Origin of the sequence: Blautia coccoides, from assembly GCF_034355335.1 — a bacterium.
Taxonomy (GTDB): Bacteria; Bacillota; Clostridia; order Lachnospirales; family Lachnospiraceae; genus Blautia; species Blautia producta.
In genome coordinates, this window is record NZ_CP136422.1 from 640,637 (window position 1) to 658,980 (window position 18,344).

The 18,344-nt window shown below is 46.3% G+C and carries 15 protein-coding genes and 1 tRNA gene; 9 read left to right on the top strand and 7 right to left on the bottom strand.

Translation table 11 applies throughout. From position 1 onward, the window contains the following. From BLCOC_RS02755 to murC, 3 genes are all read right to left on the bottom strand, one after another. Window positions 1-990, bottom strand: a complete 990-nt coding sequence (locus BLCOC_RS02755) for an ATP-binding protein (RefSeq protein ID WP_115624312.1) — start codon at window positions 988-990, stop codon at window positions 1-3. A 29-nt stretch (window positions 991-1,019) separates the two neighbouring features. Continuing rightward, entirely contained in the window at window positions 1,020-2,105 is a 1,086-nt protein-coding gene (locus BLCOC_RS02760; RefSeq protein WP_115624313.1) for a DnaD domain protein, read from the bottom strand. Window positions 2,106-2,515: 410 nt separating this feature from the next. After that, window positions 2,516-3,895 (bottom strand): UDP-N-acetylmuramate--L-alanine ligase, encoded by a 1,380-nt coding sequence (gene murC / locus BLCOC_RS02765; RefSeq protein WP_115624314.1) that lies wholly within the window; start codon window positions 3,893-3,895, stop codon window positions 2,516-2,518. Between the two features lie 239 nt (window positions 3,896-4,134). Between murC and BLCOC_RS02770 the strand changes: the two genes are divergently transcribed. From BLCOC_RS02770 to spoVG, 3 genes are all read left to right on the top strand, one after another. After that, a complete protein-coding gene (locus BLCOC_RS02770) occupies window positions 4,135-5,409 on the top strand; it encodes a glucose-1-phosphate adenylyltransferase (protein ID WP_018595741.1) in 1,275 nt (424 codons plus the stop codon). Then, window positions 5,406-6,521 (top strand): glucose-1-phosphate adenylyltransferase subunit GlgD, encoded by a 1,116-nt coding sequence (gene glgD / locus BLCOC_RS02775; RefSeq protein WP_115624315.1) that lies wholly within the window; start codon window positions 5,406-5,408, stop codon window positions 6,519-6,521. The genes BLCOC_RS02770 and glgD overlap by 4 nt, the downstream gene beginning before the upstream one ends. Window positions 6,522-6,606: 85 nt before the next feature. After that, entirely contained in the window at window positions 6,607-6,894 is a 288-nt protein-coding gene (spoVG, locus tag BLCOC_RS02780) for a septation regulator SpoVG (protein ID WP_018595743.1), read from the top strand. 80 nt (window positions 6,895-6,974) lie between these two features. On the opposite strand, the gene BLCOC_RS02785 is transcribed toward spoVG, so the two are convergent. Beyond that, window positions 6,975-8,438, bottom strand: coding sequence for a PucR family transcriptional regulator (locus BLCOC_RS02785; protein WP_165907262.1), 1,464 nt, complete (start codon window positions 8,436-8,438; stop codon window positions 6,975-6,977). A gap of 253 nt (window positions 8,439-8,691) precedes the next feature. On the opposite strand from BLCOC_RS02785, the gene BLCOC_RS02790 reads away from it, so the two are divergent. From BLCOC_RS02790 to BLCOC_RS02800, 3 genes are read left to right on the top strand one after another with little or no spacing between them, the layout of a single operon-like run. Then, a complete protein-coding gene (locus tag BLCOC_RS02790) occupies window positions 8,692-9,726 on the top strand; it encodes a uroporphyrinogen decarboxylase family protein (RefSeq protein ID WP_115624317.1) in 1,035 nt (344 codons plus the stop codon). 32 nt (window positions 9,727-9,758) lie between these two features. Further along, window positions 9,759-10,370: a GTP-binding protein gene (locus BLCOC_RS02795; protein WP_115624318.1), complete on the top strand. Its 612-nt coding sequence runs from the start codon at window positions 9,759-9,761 to the stop codon at window positions 10,368-10,370. Then, window positions 10,363-10,914 (top strand): hypothetical protein, encoded by a 552-nt coding sequence (locus tag BLCOC_RS02800; RefSeq protein ID WP_115624319.1) that lies wholly within the window; start codon window positions 10,363-10,365, stop codon window positions 10,912-10,914. The genes BLCOC_RS02795 and BLCOC_RS02800 overlap by 8 nt, the downstream gene beginning before the upstream one ends. On the opposite strand, the gene BLCOC_RS02805 is transcribed toward BLCOC_RS02800, so the two are convergent. Continuing rightward, complete coding sequence (locus BLCOC_RS02805; RefSeq protein WP_029470657.1) at window positions 10,908-12,287, bottom strand: RsmF rRNA methyltransferase first C-terminal domain-containing protein; 1,380 nt, start codon at window positions 12,285-12,287, stop codon at window positions 10,908-10,910. The genes BLCOC_RS02800 and BLCOC_RS02805 overlap by 7 nt on opposite strands. Before the next feature lie 237 nt (window positions 12,288-12,524). Between BLCOC_RS02805 and BLCOC_RS02810 the strand changes: the two genes are divergently transcribed. Next, entirely contained in the window at window positions 12,525-13,643 is a 1,119-nt protein-coding gene (locus BLCOC_RS02810; protein WP_115624320.1) for a LacI family DNA-binding transcriptional regulator, read from the top strand. 405 nt (window positions 13,644-14,048) lie between these two features. Next, window positions 14,049-14,996: an AEC family transporter gene (locus BLCOC_RS02815; protein WP_115624321.1), complete on the top strand. Its 948-nt coding sequence runs from the start codon at window positions 14,049-14,051 to the stop codon at window positions 14,994-14,996. Window positions 14,997-15,064: 68 nt separating this feature from the next. On the opposite strand, the gene BLCOC_RS02820 is transcribed toward BLCOC_RS02815, so the two are convergent. Further along, window positions 15,065-15,138: transfer RNA gene (locus tag BLCOC_RS02820), tRNA-Pro, on the bottom strand. 175 nt (window positions 15,139-15,313) lie between these two features. Between BLCOC_RS02820 and BLCOC_RS02825 the strand changes: the two genes are divergently transcribed. Beyond that, window positions 15,314-17,584, top strand: a complete 2,271-nt coding sequence (locus BLCOC_RS02825) for a hypothetical protein (protein WP_115624322.1) — start codon at window positions 15,314-15,316, stop codon at window positions 17,582-17,584. Here the strand turns inward: BLCOC_RS02825 and BLCOC_RS02830 are convergent. Next, window positions 17,543-18,238, bottom strand: coding sequence for an anaerobic ribonucleoside-triphosphate reductase activating protein (locus BLCOC_RS02830; RefSeq protein ID WP_018595771.1), 696 nt, complete (start codon window positions 18,236-18,238; stop codon window positions 17,543-17,545). The two genes, BLCOC_RS02825 and BLCOC_RS02830, sit on opposite strands and share 42 nt — an antisense overlap. Between the last annotated feature and the right edge of the window lie 106 nt (window positions 18,239-18,344).

Below are 18,344 nucleotides of genomic sequence, written 5' to 3' on the forward strand. Positions count from 1 at the left end.
TTACTTTCCTCCTAAAAGTTTTTTTTGTATTCTTATATCATTTCCGATCAGCTTTAACATGGTGTAATTGCTGGAAATTCTGGAGAAGATACGCTCGGAATAGGTCTCCAGAAAGTCATCCATGGCCAGGTTGGTGGAAATGATTGTAGATTTATGGTTCATAATGCGTTCGTTGATACAGCAGAATAGCTGGCTCGCCACAAAATTGTTAGTCAGCTCAGTTCCCAGATCGTCAATGATGAGCAGGTCACAGTCATAGATGAACCCGGCTACATCAGAAGCGGCTGCATCCTTCTGGAAGGTATTCTTCGCCAGCAGATCGAAGAGATCAAAGGATGTAAAATACAGTACAAAGTATGCCCTGTCGATCAGTTCTTTTGCTATACAGTGGGAGAGGTAGGTCTTACCCACGCCTGTATCACCGTAAAAGAACAGGCCGCAGGGATGCTCCTGAAAGCTGTCAATAAAATCCCAGGCCTTGTCCACTGCATCTTGGGCCGTCTCCAGTGCACTGAGGCCCGTGGCAGGATTTATGATATCCGAAGGATAATATTCAAATGAAAAGTTTTCAAAGTTCTCTGTTTCAAGTATTTCCCTGATATTGGACTGTGTATACAGCAAATCTACGGCAGCTTTCTTAAAACAGGAACATTTTTGATTCTCCACATAGCCGGTATCCTTACAGTAGGGGCAGTCATACTTAAGCTCCAGATAGTCAGGCGGGTAGCCGTGTATCTGCAGAAGTGCAGTCCGTTCCTCGGAAAGTCCGGCGATAGCGGCGGAGAGGTCAAAGTCATCCCCGGGTGAGGGGAGCAGGAGCGCCCTGGCTTTTTTCAGGCTCAGTGCTGCGATCTCACCATCGATCTCCTGGAGACGGGGGATCTCATGGTAAGCCTGCCGGATGTGTTCATCCTGCTCATGCTTGTGATCCAGTTGTTTCTCATTGTATGCGCGCATAAGCGCGTCGTATTGGGAATTATTCAGTGACACAGGGGCCTCCTTACAAAAAGGGCTTACTATTATTTCAGTAATTGCTTCTCCAGTTCGTCCACATTATAGGTACGCTGGTGGAAGTTGTTGAATTTGTTTTTAGACGGCGCCGGTTTGGGGCGGGCCGCACTGCTTTCCGCCTTTGCAGCCTTCTGCTGGCGGCGGTCTTCATCCAGCTTGTCTATATCAGACAGGTGTTTGACACCTTTTTTCTGCCAGTTGTGGAGAATCGAATCCGCATAGGCAAAATTAGGCTGTCCTGTGGCAATGACAGTACGGCTGCAGGCAGCGGATATAATATCCAGTGTGAAGGCGTACTCATTCAGCCAGAGGTTCATATAACGGATTTCCTCATCCACAGGGTTCCGGTTTTTAATGCCGAAAGCTTTCAGGATGGCGAAGAAATTCTTGTTATATGTATTGGTCTCCTGTTTTGCCTGTTCCACTGTAGTGATCTTCTGATCCGCCCAGGCAAGCGCCACAGTTTCAATATAGCGGATACTGCGGCTTCCCTTGGAGACACAGTATTCGATCAGATATTCCATCAGATCCTTTGAGAAATGCAGTTCTTCATAAAAATAGAGAAGCTTGTTGATCTCCGTGGGCGTCAGGGTCTTTCCCAGATATTGCTCCGCGATAAACAGAAGCTCGATCACGTCATCCCGGCCGGACAGTTCTTTTACTTTGTCGGGAGACAGGGCTTTTTGCTGGGGCGGCAGGCTTTTTTCCCTGGAGGCGGCCGCTTCAGGTACTGTCGAAGACAGTGCTTTTGCCGGGGAAGCCGGGGGAGTCTGGGAGAGCACAGCTTTAGCTCCGCCTGTGAGAGAACACAGCCGGAGCTCTTTTAAATTGCCGCGTCCATCGAAGGTCACATTCAGGACGCCTGTGTTTTTCCAGTATTTCAATGCGCGGAGCACGTCATTTTCCGTACAATTAAAGATATCGGCAATTGATGACAGCTCCAGAGCGGAACCGGATACAGACGCGCTGCGCAGAAGCCATAGATAGATTTTCACAAATTCTCCATTGGCCTGCGGCATATAAGTATCCAGAAAATAGTTGGAGACAAGAGTAAAATCTCCGGGAAAATCGTTATGTATGATGAACTGTCCCATGTCTAACATCCTTTTCTATCCTAAAATCCGGTTAGCCGAAAAGATTCCGGCACAACAAACAGGAAAACAACTTTTCATGTACGCCCGGCGCAGACATGTCAAAAAGGTCCGCCCAAGCAAGTGTTTCCCCGTCTTTTGTAAGTATAACATATTATATTTGAAAAGAGAATAAGCATTTTTTAGCAGAGTCCTTTATGCAGACTTGTTGAAAACTTTGTGGGGAATGTGGATAATGTGGATAAAAAAGTGGAGTATTTTTATTAGCAACCGAAAAATGTCGAAAAGATGGGGATTTTAAAGGTTTACAGCAAATTATGTTAGATTATTATGTAAACTGGCTTATACCCAAAAAAATCCACATGCTTATTCTGGAGTAAATGTGTATAAGCATGTGGATAATGTGGATAACTTTACATTCCTAGCAGGTTTTCGCCGATTTTATACACATCTCCGGCACCCATAGTTATCAACAAATCATCGTGGATACAATTTTTTAATAAAAATTCTTCTATCTCATCAAATGTGGAAAAATAATACGCATCTGTGCCAAGGGAGGCCACCAGATCACGCAGATCCCGTGAGGAAATCCCCAGATCATCGGTTTCCCGTGCGGCATAAATGTCAGCCAGGACCACTTTGTCAGCCAGGGTCAATGCCTCCGCAAACTCATCCAACAGGGCTTTTGTCCTGGTATACGTATGCGGCTGGAAGACACACCAGGTAGTTTTGTGGGGATAATTTTTCGCAGTTCGCAGTGTGGCAGCAATCTCTGTGGGATGATGGGCATAGTCGTCAATGATGGTGACACCGCCCACTTTGCCCTTGTACTGGAATCGTCTGTCCGTTCCGCTGAAGTTCAGAAGCCCTTTTTGGATGTGCTCCGCGGAAAGGCCCAGCTTTATGCCCAGAGCTATGGCAGACAGGGCATTGGCAACATTATGGACTCCGGGTACTGACAAGGAGAAATGTCCAAGTGTCTCGCTGCCTTTTACACAGTCAAAGGAAGCGTGGGCGAACTCGTCGAAGGTAATATTCTGAGCCATATAATCAGCCGGATGTTCCAGGCCGCAGGTAATGATCTCGCAGGAAAGGTCTTTGGTAATCTCTTCATAGTCCGGAATATCACTGCTGATGATCAGAGTTCCGTCAGCGGGCAGTTTTTCAGCAAACAGCTTGAAGGAGTGGCGGATATCGTCCAGATCCTTGAAGAAATCAAGATGGTCCGCGTCTATATTCAGAATGATGCTGATCTTGGGGAAAAAGCTCAAAAAACTGTTGGTGTATTCACAGGCTTCTGTGACAAAGGTCTCTGACCGGCCTACACGGATATTGCCGTGGATGGCAGGCAGAATTCCGCCCACGGAGATAGTAGGGTCTGCGTCAGCTTCCAGAAGGATGTGTGAGATCATGGATGTGGTGGTGGTCTTGCCGTGTGTGCCGGATACAGCTACAGGTATTTCATAGTTTTTCATGATCTGTCCCAGAAGTTCTGCTCTAGTGAGCATGGGCAGTCCCTTTTCTCGGGCACATGCAAATTCCGGATTGTCTTCATGGATCGCAGCCGTGTAGACAACAAGCTGGATATCGTCTGTAATATTGGAAGCGCGCTGTCCAATGCGGACAACGGCACCAAGGCTCTCCAGATGGGCAGTCAGCGCGGACTTTCTGGAGTCAGAACCTGATATGGGAAAATCCTCTTTTAAAAGAATTTCGGCCAGGCCGCTCATACTGATACCGCCGATGCCAATGAAGTGAATATGCAGCGGCTGATTAAAATCTATCTGATACATAAGGTTGTGCTTCCTTTCTCTTCTTTATTATTATATGGGCCGGTGTCAATCCGGCTCTGCTTGTGTTTATTATACCTAAAAAAGGTACAAAATGAAACCCCTAGTTATAGAAACGGTTACAGGCAGGTAAAATGTCACAAAAACTAATGTAAAGTCGAAAAAAAATTGTTAAAAATGTTCACAATTATGATTTAATGTGGTATAATAGAAAAATCATAGAATATACAAGAGGTGATTGCATGATTAAGAAAGAGATGATTGCAATGTTGCTCGCAGGTGGACAAGGCAGCAGATTAGGCGTATTGACTGCAAAAGTCGCAAAGCCCGCAGTGACATTCGGGGGAAAGTACAGAATAATAGATTTCCCGCTGAGCAACTGCATTAATTCAGGAGTTGATACCGTAGGTGTACTGACACAGTACCAGCCGCTTCGTCTGAATACTCATATCGGCATCGGTATTCCGTGGGATCTCGATAAGAATGTTGGAGGCGTATCTATTCTTCCGCCATATGAGAAGAAGACAGATACGGAATGGTATACAGGAACTGCAAATGCTATCTACCAGAATATGGCATATATGGAGGAGTATAATCCCGATTATGTACTGATTCTGGGCGGCGACCACATTTATAAAATGGACTATGAGGTAATGCTGGATTACCACAAAGCGAACAAGGCTGATGTCACATTGGCATGTATGCCCGTTCCGTGGGAGGAGGCAAGCCGTTTTGGACTTGCTATCACAGATGAATCAGGACGCGTTACGGATTTTGAGGAGAAACCGGAGCATCCAAAGAGTAATCTGGCATCTATGGGTATTTACATTTTTAGCTGGCCGGTACTGAAGGACGCCCTTCTTGCCCTGAAAGACCAGCCGGGATGTGACTTTGGTAAACATATCCTTCCGTACTGCAAGGAAAAAGGCCAGCGCCTGTTTGCTTACGAATATAATGGATATTGGAAAGATGTCGGTACACTTGGCTCCTATTGGGAAGCTAATATGGAACTGATCGACATTATCCCGGAATTCAATTTATATGAGGAATTCTGGAAGATCTATACTAAGAGTGATATCATTCCTCCGCAGTATATTTCTGCTGATGCTGTAGTGGAGAGAAGTATAGTGGGAGAGGGAACTGAGATATACGGTGAGGTACATAATTCCGTTATTGGTGCGGGTGTCGTAATTAAAAAAGGCGCAGTCGTGCGCGATTCCATTATCATGAAGCAGGCCTTCATCGGAGAAAACTGCGTGATAGACAAGGCTATCATTGCGGAGAATGTCACGGTGGGAGACAATGTGATCATGGGAATCGGCGAAGAGGTTCCGAACAAAGAAAAACCAGGCGTGTACTCCTTTGGTCTTGTAACTGTAGGAGAGAACACGGTGATTCCGTCAGATGTAAAGATTGGCAAGAACACAGCGATCGTGGGTGAGACGTCAAGCGAAGACTATCCGGACGGCATACTGGAGAGCGGCGAAACATTGAATAAGGAAGGTGAGACAGCATGAGAGCAATAGGTATTATTCTTGCCGGCGGCAATAACAATAAAATGAGAGAGTTGTCACAGAAACGAGCGATCGCAGCAATGCCCATCGCTGGAAGTTACCGCAGCATAGACTTTGCGCTTAGCAACATGTCAAATTCCCACATTCAAAAAGTTGCGGTTCTGACACAGTATAATGCCCGTTCTCTGAATGAGCATCTGAGTTCCTCCAAATGGTGGGATTTCGGAAGAAAACAGGGAGGTCTCTACACCTTCACACCAACCATTACTGCTGACAACAGCTTCTGGTACAGAGGCACAGCAGATGCCATGATCCAGAACCTGAATTTCCTTAAATCCAGCCACGAGCCATATGTGGTGATCGCATCCGGTGATGGTGTGTACAAGCTGGATTTCAATAAAGTTCTGGAATACCATATTGCAAAACGCGCAGATATTACTGTTGTCTGCACAGATGTGTATGGGGATGACACCACCAGATTCGGCTGCCTGAAAATGAACGAGGACAGCAGAATTGAAGAGTTTGAAGAGAAACCAATGGTCACACGTACCAATACTGTGTCCACAGGTATCTATGTGATCAGAAGAAGACAGCTCATAGAGCTTTTAGAGAAATGCGCACAGGAAGACAGATATGATTTTGTAAAAGATATTCTCATCCGTTATAAGAACCTGAAGAGGATATACGGATATAAGATCAATACTTACTGGAGCAATATTTCCACTGTGGAGTCTTACTATAAAACCAATATGGACTTTCTGAAACCTAAAGTAAGAGATTACTTCTTCAATCAGTATCCTGGAGTTCAGTCCAAGATCGATGATCTGCCTCCGGCAAAATACAACCCCGGTTCAGATGTGAGGAACAGTCTGGTTTCCAGCGGATGTATCATCAACGGACAGGTTGAGAACTCTGTTCTGTTTAAGAAAGTATTTGTAGGCAATAACTGCGTGATCAAGAATTCCATTATTCTCAACGATGTGTATCTGGGAGATAATACCCACATTGAGAACTGCATTGTGGAGAGCCGTGATACGATCCGTGCCAATTCCTACTATTGCGGTGAGGATGGCATTAAGATCGTAGTGGAAAAGAACGAGCGTTATGTACTATAAAAATACACAAGTAAAAAGTGCGCAGGGTGCAGTGACATCATAAGCAGGACTTTTTAAGAATGGCATATGAAAGGGGAAGGTTTTTATGAACATCACAGATGTAAGAGTAAGAAGAGTTGCGAAGGAAGGTAAGATGAAAGCTGTTGTCTCCATTACGATCGATGAAGAATTTGTAGTGCATGACATCAAGGTTATCGAGGGGGAAAAAGGTTTGTTCATTGCCATGCCCAGCCGTAAAGCAACCGACGGTGAGTACAGGGACATCGCACATCCGATTAACTCTGAAACCCGTGAAAGGATCCAGGGTATTATCCTGGAAAAATACGAACAGGTACTTGCAGAAGAACCTGCAGAAGCTGAAGTTGAAGCATGATCATGATATGTTTAAAAAGACCGTCTGTAACCGCAGACGGTCTTTTTCAATAACTGCAGCCGTCAATGAGCCGCATATTTTCAGTGCTGCTTTTTTGTATTCAGAAATTTTTGCTCAAAGAGTTCCAGGGTACGGATGGACAGTTTGATATAATCCCTTGTATAGATGTCATCCAGATTGTCATGGAGCAGTTCTGTCAGTTTATGAACGCGATAGACCAGTGTATTGCGGTGGACAAAGAGCGCCTGGGCGGTGTTCACCAGGGAGCGCTCATTATTCAGATAGCATTTCAGGGTATCGAACATTTCGTCGTGATTTTTTCGGCGTTTTTTCCAGAGATCATAGACATCAGGATGACAGGCCTGCACGCTGTCCTCAAGACTGGAGGATTCTATGATGTAGTCCATAGCATGATCAAAAAATTCAAAATAGTAGATTTCCGGTGTCAACAGCCTTCCGTATTCAATGGCGGCGGATGCCTGTTTCAGTAAAAAGCTGCAGTTTCTTATGCCCTGGCTGGAAAGGCTGCAGGCAATCCGGATATTTCCGCCCTTTGTAAGAGATAAAATGATTTCCTTGATCGGCGCGCCTTTATACCTGTCTATGTCACACAAAATAATGAGATAGGGGAAACGCTGCAGAATACAACAGGATGACAGATGCTGCATGATGGTCAGGGCAAGCATTTCCATAATGCTTTTGTCATTCTCAGGGGAATCTGCTTCCAACAGGAAGATTTGATAGGTATCATCCTTTTGCCAGCCTTGATAAGTAAGCTGAATGGAAAGGTGATGGTCATTCACCTGCTTTCCGTCCAGAAGATTATAAAAAAGATTTGTTTTTCTATCATCAGGGGTATCTGTCTCCTGTTCTGCCAGTCCGGATTTCAGGCAGTTGGCCAAAAGCTCCAGGATTTGGTAGTCCCCCGGATTTAGGGACCGCTCTTTTTCTAGGAGGTTGAGCCTGCCGCAAAGCATTTCATCGGAATACAGACTGTAGGTGATCCCGGGATAGTTCATATTTCCCTCAAAGGAAAATTTCTGCATGCCCATGCGGGTGAAATCCTGATTGAGGCTGTTATACCGCATATAGCTGATGGCGTCTAAAGAGGAGTATCCATAGGCAGAGAGGTATTTCCATTCTTCATCCATATCATCCTCTTCATACTGTTCACTTAAACCCAGAACACGGCAGTTTCCGTCAAAGAGGATCAGAGGATTGTGAAATACAGGCCAGCATTCATTCACCACTTCCCTGTAGTTCTTCTTCCGGATCAGCTCCGCAATATTGGTAAACCAGTCCTCGTAAAAATCAAATACACACTGCACAATTTCAAAGGCCTCTGTTACTCTGGCATCTTTAATACGGATCAGATCACCTTCTCCGTTGCAGATGACATCATTCCCTGACTGGTACACGTGTACACAGTTTGTTGCATAGACACTTCTGGCACTCTTCAGGACAGGTTTTGCATTCTCGCTGATATTCAACTCTAAGTCCAACGAAGAAAGCCGGTTTGCGATCATCCACATACTAAGTTTCAAAATGTTTATGCCTCCTTTGGTACAGATGTTAAGCCTATATGTCTGAAAAATCATTCTTATATCATTCTATCACAGAATGTTTATGGGGAAAAGTACGAAGGATACAAAAATGTAAAAATGTTTTGGCTAATATTTTGTATTCTTTGGATATGGTATGCAAGGTGATAAACAGATAAAATAAATATATTAGTAAAAGGAGTAGGAGGAATCACCTGCGCAGACGCAGGGGAGAAATCGCAGAGGAGGATGAAGCATGAAAAAATTAACTGAGAAAACCAATTATCTGATGACTTTAAGGGGAGAACAGCCAGAGTGGGTTCCTACCTACAGCTTTGGTCCTATGCCAAATATGACAAGGCCCTGTACATCTTGTATGCTGGAGCCTGAAATTGTGGCATATTTCCGTTTTCAGGGAGGCGGCAAGGACTGCTGGGGTGTGACTTATGTCCCCACAAGAGAGACAGGAAATGCACTGCTTCCCAAGCCGGGCGAATTTATCTTGGACGATATCACAAAATGGAGGGATGTCATCAAAGCCCCTTCTCTGGAGGGCATAGATTGGGAAGCAATGGCTAAAAAGCAACTGGAGGGATTTTACCGTCAGGGGGTAAACAGGGAAGATACGGCAATTGCCCTGAATATGCACGTGGGGTATTTCCAGAATCTGATGGCATTTATGGGATTTACGGAAGGCCTCTGCGCCATGGCAGAGGAGCCGGAAGAAGTATACGCTATGTTTGATTATATGTGTGATTTTTATACAGAGATCACGCGGCAGATCATCGGTTATGTGAAGCCTGATGTACTGACACTTATGGATGATACGGCCGCCTGGAGAGCACCTTTTATTTCCCAGCAGATGTATCATGATCTGGTACTGCCTTTCCATGACAGACAGGCAAAATTCGGAAGAGACCTGGGAATACCCATTACCATGCACAATTGCGGCAAGGCAGAGCCTTTTATTGATGACTGGCTTTCCATTGGTGTAAATGCCTGGGATCCGGCTCAGACCTGCAATGATCTGACCGGTATCAAGGAAAAGTATGGCAACAAGCTGGTCATTATGGGTGGGTTTGACCCCCGGGATCATCTGGCTGACCCGAATGTGACAGAAGAGGAAATACGCCAGGCGGTGAGGGATACTATGGACCGGCTGGCACCGGGAGGCGGTTTCTGCTGGTGCGGAGGATATCTGGGAGCTGTAGATGACCCGGAAGTGATAAGAAAAAATGCTGTTTTGTTTGATGAAGTATTCCGTTACGGTGATGAATTCTATAAAAAATGATGCGGCAGTTATGCAGGAAGAAGTGATGACAAATGAAGGTATTGATATTAGGAGGTTTTTTGGGGTCAGGTAAGACAACGCTCCTTCTTTCCCTGGCAAGGTATCTGGTGGACAGCTCCAGATCAGGCAGTGTCTATAAGGTGGTGATCCTGGAAAATGAGGTGGGCAGGGAAGGGATTGACGATAAGCTGCTGCGTGGTAATGGGTTTAACGTGGAAAATCTCTTCAACGGATGCGCCTGCTGTACTCTGGCAGGTGAACTGGTCTCGGCTGCCTATGAGATTGAAAAGGAATATGCCCCTGACTGGCTGATCGTGGAGACCACAGGCCTGGCATATCCGGGGCTGATCCAGGACAACCTGTCAGCGGGGATCGGAATGGAATCGCGGGTATGTACAGTGGTGGATGTATCCAGATGGAAACGGCTGATGAATGCCATGCGGGAACTTTTTGTAGGGCAGACAGAACGGGCAGATGTGGTCCTCATGAATAAGACGGATCTGGTGTCCGAACAGGTGCTGAACGATGTGGAGAGGGATATTGCGAAGATGAACCCGGATGCTGTGCGGATTGCCACTTCGGCTGTGGGCCATGTGGAAGATTACATCTGGGATGTAGTGTTGGGAGTGACAGAAAATGGGTAAAGACGAAAAAAATATGCATGGACATGAGCATACATGTGGTCATGAAGGAGAGCATGGACATGAGCATACATGTAGTCATGAGGAAGGCCATGAACATCATCATACATGCGGTCATGAAGAAGCACATGAACATCACGCACACCATCATGATGAAACGTGCGAATGTCCTTCCTGTACAATGAAAAAGGAAAAGCTGAAAGTGACATCGCTGCTGCAGGACAGTGCCGTTGTAGTATCGGCTGAATACCATACAGCAGCGGACAGGGACAGGGCGGGGGAACTGCTTACAGCCCGTATGGAAACACTGGCAGGCAGGATTGACGCCCAAGGCGGAATAATTGGGCATATTAAGACATCAGTGGAATTAAGATATGTGGAAATGTATTCACTTACAGATAAAACAGTTATGAAAAAAGCTTCGGATCTGCCTGAACTGACATTTTATATGGCAGCTATCGTATTTGCTGTAAAAGAAAAGGAACTGCTCTGTCTTGTCCGGGAGATGTTCGAGGACATGGACAGGCAGCTCCATGAGGATCAATGAATACGCCATCCGGCGGGATATTTGTTTTTAAGTGTACCGTTTACCAGTTTTCCGAATCCAAGAGGAAAATTATCCACACAGACTAACTGCCACCCCTTATCTCTGGTGCATTCCCCTTTCTCTATCAGGAGAGTCTCGCCCTTCAGGTAACGCCCGATACGCTCATCCTGTGGAGAGAGACTGAGGCGGGAGGGAAAGTCGTCAGCTTTAAGAGCCAGTGCCAGAGGCTGAGACGGCTCAAAGCGGTTTTTCTTTAATTCACCCAGAAACAGTCCGTTTCTGAGAAAACGGATTCCCTTAAAATGGTTATCCGCAGGCGGCAGGCAGTATACATTGCTGCTGCGCACTTCTATGCGGTCCACAGGGAAGGGAATCTCCTTATCTGCGAAAAATTCTGACAGCAGCTTCCCGGCTTCTTTATCCTGTTTTGTTTTGTGATCGGATAAAGTCTGCGGGGAGCTGCCTTTCTTTCTCATAAGAGCCATAAAATGCCCTTCTCCGTCTATTCTGTGCGGGAAAATACGGAGGCACTTGGAAAGCTCAGGATTTTTGTTCCCCCACTCAGGATTGCCGGGAGTAAAGCCCTTATATCCGTCGATCTCCAAAAGCTCCATATCCGGATATTCTTCCAAAATAAAGGAAACCGTTCCTTCATTTTCAACAGGGGCAAAGGTACAGGTGGAATAGAGCATCAGGCCGCCGGGCTTCAGCATGGATATGGCGGCAGAGACACATTCCCGCTGAAGTTTGGCAAAGAAAAGGGGTCTGTCCTCGTCCCAGGTTTTGGCAACGGCAGGTTCTTTTCTGAACATGCCTTCCCCGGAGCAGGGAGCATCAACCAGGATCTTGTCAAAGAACTCTGGCATAGCTTTGGCCAGCGAAGCGGGCACTTCATTGGTGATAAATGAGTTTGGGATACCACACAGCTCTATATTTCTCTGCAGGGCTTTTGCACGGGAATTGCTGATATCATTGGCAACCAGCAGGCCCTGTTTTTTTAGTTTTGAACCAAGTTCTGTAGCCTTTCCGCCCGGAGCGGCACAGAGATCCAGAACATAGTCTCCGGGTGTAACAGGAAGAAGAGAGGCGGGGGCCATTGCACTGGGTTCCTGGAGATAATACAGACCGGCTGCGTAGTAGGGATGCTTTGCAGGATGGTCTGTTTCCTCGTAGTAAAAGCCGTTTTCAGTCCATGGGACAGGCGTCAGGCGGAATGGATTTATTTTAAGAAATTCCTCCACGGAAATTTTCAGAGTGTTGACCCTAAGCCCAAAGTGCCTGGGGTTTTCATAACTTTTCAAAAATGCTGTATATTCATCCTGAAGCATATCCTCCATGCGGCGGAGGAAGGCTTTGGGGAGTTGTTCAGTCATAGCGGTCTCCTTTTTCGCGGAATGCGTAGTTTTGGCCTTATTATAGCATGAAGGATTTTATTGCGCTACATGAAAATCCTCAAAGGACATGGCAGAAGGCTGTGAGTTGTTACCCAATATGGCATTAGTCTGTCAGTATTTTCTTGTAAAAAAAAGGTAAAAATGATATGATTTATATTAAGTAAAAGAAAGAGGCAAAAAAAGTAAAATTATGATAAGACAGGCGGAGTGAGTGATATGGCTACACTAAAAGAAATCTCTGAGCTGACAGGTTATTCGATAGCCACCATTTCCAGAGTGCTGAATCATGATGTATCTCTCAGTGTGACGGACAGTACCAGAGAAGAGATCCTGAGAGTAGCCGGCAAGCTGGACTATGAGAGTAAGAGCGTCAGAAGCAGCCGTAAGAAGGCGGCTCAGCTCAGAGTTGGGATTATTGAAATGATGGATTCCCAGATGAAGCTGGAGGACCCTTATTATCTCTACCTGAAGAGCAGTCTGGACAAGTGCTGCTTTGATGAGGGATTTGAGACGGTTACGCTTCAGTTCGATGAGGAGGAAAACTGTTATAAGAGCAACAGCCAGTCAGGGCTGAACGGTATTATCGCAGTGGGACAGTTTGGAGCGGAGCAGATCCACGCCATGGAGCAGTGGACAAACCAGATCATCTTCCTGGATTCCTCTCCCTATGAGGACCGGTTTAGTTCCGTGGTGCCCAATTTTCAGGTGGGGATCCAGCAGGGAGTGAATTATCTGGCTGAGATGGGGCACAAGACGATTGCGTTTGTGGGACCTGTAATGTCCACAGATTCCATGGGCAGCGATGCGCCGGAGAAGCGCAGAAAGATATTCATGGAATACATGAACTACTACAGAAAAGATTTAAAGGCGGTTTTTATCGATACGGACAGAGAATCCTCTGATGTGCTGGAGAAGACAGGTGCTTACCTGAGGGAGGAAGAGCATCCTGCCACAGCATTTTTCGCGTTCAATGAGGCCGCGGCCATTGGCGTGATGCAGGCTGTTCAGCAGATGGGATACCGGGTTCCTGAGGATTTTAGTATTTTAAGCTATAATGATACCGTTTTGGCAACCCTGATGCAGCCCCAGCTTTCAAGTATCAGCATTCATCTGGAGGAAATGGCTCAGGAAGCAGTAAAGCTCTTGAGACGAGGGATGATGGAGAGCGGAGTGCCTCCTATGAAGATCGCAATACCATCCAGCTTAAGTGAGAGGGAAAGTGTTAAGAGGATTCCGCGTGAGGATCTGCCTCCCTCAGAGGATGCAGAGCAGTGTGAGGGTAAATCCCAAACTGACCGGCAGGAGAAGACAGAGAAAATAGAGAGCACCCAGTGATGGAATGAGATACTGCCTCTTAAGTAGACAAGGGAAACACCCCCAATCTGCTTAAGAGGTGTTTTCATGTCAAAATCACGATATACGCCCAGTGAAGAGAAGTGGTTTCTTAGGAGCAGTTTCATAGTTTAGGTTTCTTTTTAGTGCTGTTATAATTTCTGAGAGAGTCTGCTGAGCATTATAGCTGATCTGCAGTGCAGGCCGGGAGTGTATATTCAGTAAAAAGATATGGGATGGAAGCAATAATTTTACCTGCAGACGCTGCAGGGCACTGATCACTATTCACTCTGTGACCAATAACGGGCATTATTCTCCGGGATATATAGGGATAGATGGGAATTGCACAAGTAAAAAGCAGGGCGTATAATAGACAATCATGCGGATAAAATCCACGGAGGAACGGAAATGGAAAATATTGTACTGTCATTTAATGTTATAGCCCCATTATTTTTCCTTATGGTGATAGGCTACGTCATAGCCAATCATACGAACCTTGCAGATAAAGACCTGTTGAAGAAAGCAAATTCCCTTGTGTTCAAGGTATTTCTGCCCTGTATGCTGTTTAAAAATATCTATCAGAGCAATATCAGGGAACAGATGCAGGGCGGACTCTGTTTTTTTGCGGCCGGCAGCCTGCTCCTTTTGTTTGTGCTTCTTTGTCTCATTGTTCCCAAAGTGGTAAAAAAAGAGAACCAGCAGGGGGTAGTTATTCAGGGAATTTTCAGAAGCAACTATGTGATATTTGGAGTTGCGGTGGTGGAGAATATGTATGGTCCTGCCAATACAGTCACTGCTGCTATTTTGAGTGCGGTTTTGGTACCTATGTATAACTTTTTAGCAGTGATCGCCCTGTCTTTTTTCGGAGGAAAAAGGGAACGAGACTTTAAGAAAGTCATTGCAGGGATACTGAAAAATCCGCTGATCATAGCTTCAGTCCTGGGAATCATAGCGTCCCTTTTGGGGGTCAAGCTTCCTGAGGCGGCGGATACCACACTGAGTGATCTGGCAAAGCTGGCAACGCCTATAGCATTTTTGATACTGGGCGGTGATTTTGACTTTTCTAAAGTGAAAGGAAATCTGAAAATTGCCGGAGGTGTTGTGGTGGCCAAAATGGTGATACTTCCCCTTATCTTTATTCCTATTGTAGCTTCAATGGGGTATCGTGATTCGGATTTGCTGGCAGCGCTGCTGGCTTACCAGACACCGGTTGCGGTGTCTAGTTATATCATGGCACAGCAGGCCGGCGCGGATGAACAGCTTGCCGGGCAGCTTGTAGTGTTCAGCAGTGTTGTTTCTATCTTTACTTTGTTCGTCACCATCTTTATACTCCGGCAGATGGGGCTTCTCAATTGAGATGCCCTTATTCTGTCGCATAAAAAAAGCACCGGAAACCCTTGAGTTTCCAGTGCTTTTGCTGAAAGTCGAAGCGACGTGATTCGAACACGCGACCTCTGCGTCCCGAACGCAGCGCTCTACCAAACTGAGCCACGCTTCGTTATTTCATTACAGCGGTGTCATTCAGCATTTGTTATTATATATAATGGGGGATGAAATGTCAACATATTTTTGCATTTTTTTCAAAAACTTTTTCAATAGTTTTTTATGCAGAGTTCTAAATGTTTTTTTCGCTCATATACTTTACGGAATAATTGGTATTGGAGAAAGAAAATTTGGCTGGATATCGGCGATTTGTTGCATATGTATATGAGTACCCGGACGGAAAGAAAGGAAACGGAAAGGGTTTTATTAAAGTGGAAGCCCGGGACGGTAAATGCCGGATGAATTATCGGGTTTCAGGAATTTATGGAAAGGAGGAGGCGCCCTGCAAAATTTACGGATTTGTGAGAAAGGACGACGGCTGTGAAGGTATTTATCTAGGTGAGTGTGACCTGGCAGGGGATATTGTTCAGTTTCAGACAGAAGTGCCGGATCAGGGGTTGGGTGGTACTTCGTACGGCCTAAATGACCTGAGCGGTCTGATCATGCTGACCCGGGATGGAACCATGTATGGAACAGGGTGGGATGACAGGCCGGTACGTCTGGAAGAGATAAGACTTCCCGGAATACAGGCCGGTGATTCCGGGAAAGCGGACAGAGCTGCGGAAAAAGAAAATAATATAAAGAAGGAGGAGACTCTAGAGACTGTTACCGAGACTGTAGCGGAGGAACTGGAGGAGGGCATGGCAGCGGCAGAAGCTTTAATGGAAGCGGAAAATGCTGAAGATGTACAGTACAGCGGGACAGAATATGAGCCGTCAGAATCACATAGTGAAGAAGAACTTTCTGTTTCGTCCGGTGAAAAGGAGGATCCGTATGGGGAAGATCTGGAGGAAATGGATTACCGTTCGGGAACAACACGTGTAGAGAATCTTATTTCACCAAACGACAACAATACAGAGAGAGAAAGTTCCATGGATAACAACCGTGCAGAGAGAGGCAGTCAAGCGAATGACAGCTATGCGGAGAGAGGAAGTTCCATGGGAGGCAGTTATGTGGGGAGAGAAAATTCCATGGACGGCGGCCGCACAGAGAGAGAAAGTTCCGTGAATGACAGCTATATGGAGAGCGGAAATTCCATGAACGACAGCTATGTGGAGAGAGAAGATTCCATGGAGGACAGCCGCACAGAGAGAGGAAGTTCCAGAGGCGGCAGTTATGCAGAGAGGGAAGATTCCATGGAGGACAGCCGCGCAGAGAGAGGAAGTTCTATGGGAGGCAGCTATGCGGATAGAAGAAGTCCAATGAACGACGGCTATGCAGAAAGAGGTGGTTCAGTGGAGGGAGGCCGTGGAGAGATAGCTGACCAGCCGGATACAAGCCGTGAGGAGAGTGACTATCCTTCAGGCGAGGGCAGCCGGAGAAGATTTAATCCACCCAATGCAGAGCCGGAAGAAAGGCGCAGTCCGTCCAATAATAACAGTTGGGATTGGGGGTACCCTCCCATTATAGACCGGGATACTCGAATTGGTACACCGGGCAGGCCCATGGAGGGCAATCGTTTTCAGGAATCCCCGGCCGCAGATGGTGAGGAGAGGACAATGCCCTCCGGGACCCAGGGTGACCCTTATGTGCCTTCACGTATCAATGAGAGGGGAAGATACTTTCCCCAGCATTATGAGGAAGATATACCTGCTCCCGGACAGCAGGAGGAACAGAGAAGGGAGCCGGCAGTATCCCCTGAAACAGAGAATTTGATGCGGCAAACACCATCTGTTCAGCCTGTAGAGGAACCATCCGGACTGGATAGGGAACTGAAGCTGGATACCACAGTGCCGGAAACTGACATTCCCCCTTATACAGAGGAGGAGTTGTACCGCGAAACCATCAATCATGAAGTCTTTGGAGGGGACCAGTATCCGGACAGTGAAATGAGGATCGAAGATTCCGGGGATACCGATGCAGCCGAACAGTCAACATGGAACCCTGAGGGAGACAGAGAAGGGGATGAGATCAATCTTCTGGAAGAACTGGATCAGGATGAGGATGCCATCCGGAATATGAGACAGATGGAAAAAGAAGTGTCGGAAAAGAAGATGCAGAAGCCGGCGGAGGGAGAGCTTCATGAACAGTCTGCACAGGCCGCAAGACAGCCTGCTGTGTTTGATCCGTTTTCAGATGGGGAAATTGTGGAATGCAGACAGATCACACCGGCAGAGCTGCGGATACTGTCAAGAAGAGACCGGGGACTTATGAACAATAATTTCCTGAGACATGGATATTACCGCTATCATTATCTGCTCCTGGGCAGAAGAAGAGATGACGGCCGGTACATACTCGGTGTTCCGGGCGTTTATGACCGGCAGGAATGTCTCATGGCAGGAATGTTCGGTTTCCCCAACTTTAAAGCAGCCAAAACGCAGGGGAAACCCTCCATGCCGCGCTTTGGCTACTGGTTCCGTCTAATCGATACCCCTGATATAAACCGCAGGAATCGTTCTTGACAGAATAAGACAAAAATAATCCAAATCTCTTTTAGAGTAGCTGCTGAATCCAGGCCTTATGACTTCAGGGGAGTCTTTATAGGCCTGGAGGTAGTAAGCACTGCATCCGGCAAGCCAGTTTCCGATAGAACGGAAATCTTCCTGGGTATGCAGTTCCCTTACTACGGTGGTTCTGAACTCATAGGGGATACTGCCGGACATAAGGAAATCCACTGACTCACAGATTGGCTTTAAGTCCAGATTTTTACTGCCGGCAACCCTGGAATAAGATTCTTTGGATGATTTGATATCCATGGCGACCATGTCGATCATTTTATTGTTGATCAACTTTTTCAGGATCCAGGGATGGGAGCCATTGGTATCCAGTTTGACCGGGTAGCCAAGTTCCTTTATTTTATCAACAAGGCAGAAAATATCTTTGTCGAGAGTGGGTTCGCCTCCGGTGATACAGACGCCTTCCAGAATACCCCGGCGTTTTTTCAGAACTTTAAGCACGTCCTCCATGGGAATCACTGGCTGCTCGCCGGGCGAGAGGACAAGTCCGCTGTTGTGGCAGAAGGGACATCGGAAATTGCAGCTCCCCAGAAAAATGGTGGCAGCTATTTTGCCGGGATAGTCCAGAAGCGTTGTTTTGTTAAAACCATTGATTGGCATAAAAATCCCCCTTTAGGTATCGTTTGAGCAGGACCATAAGTCCTTTGCTGTTGCTTTATATTTTACTATACACAATGAGCTTTTACCAGGGAAAAGTCACATTTAT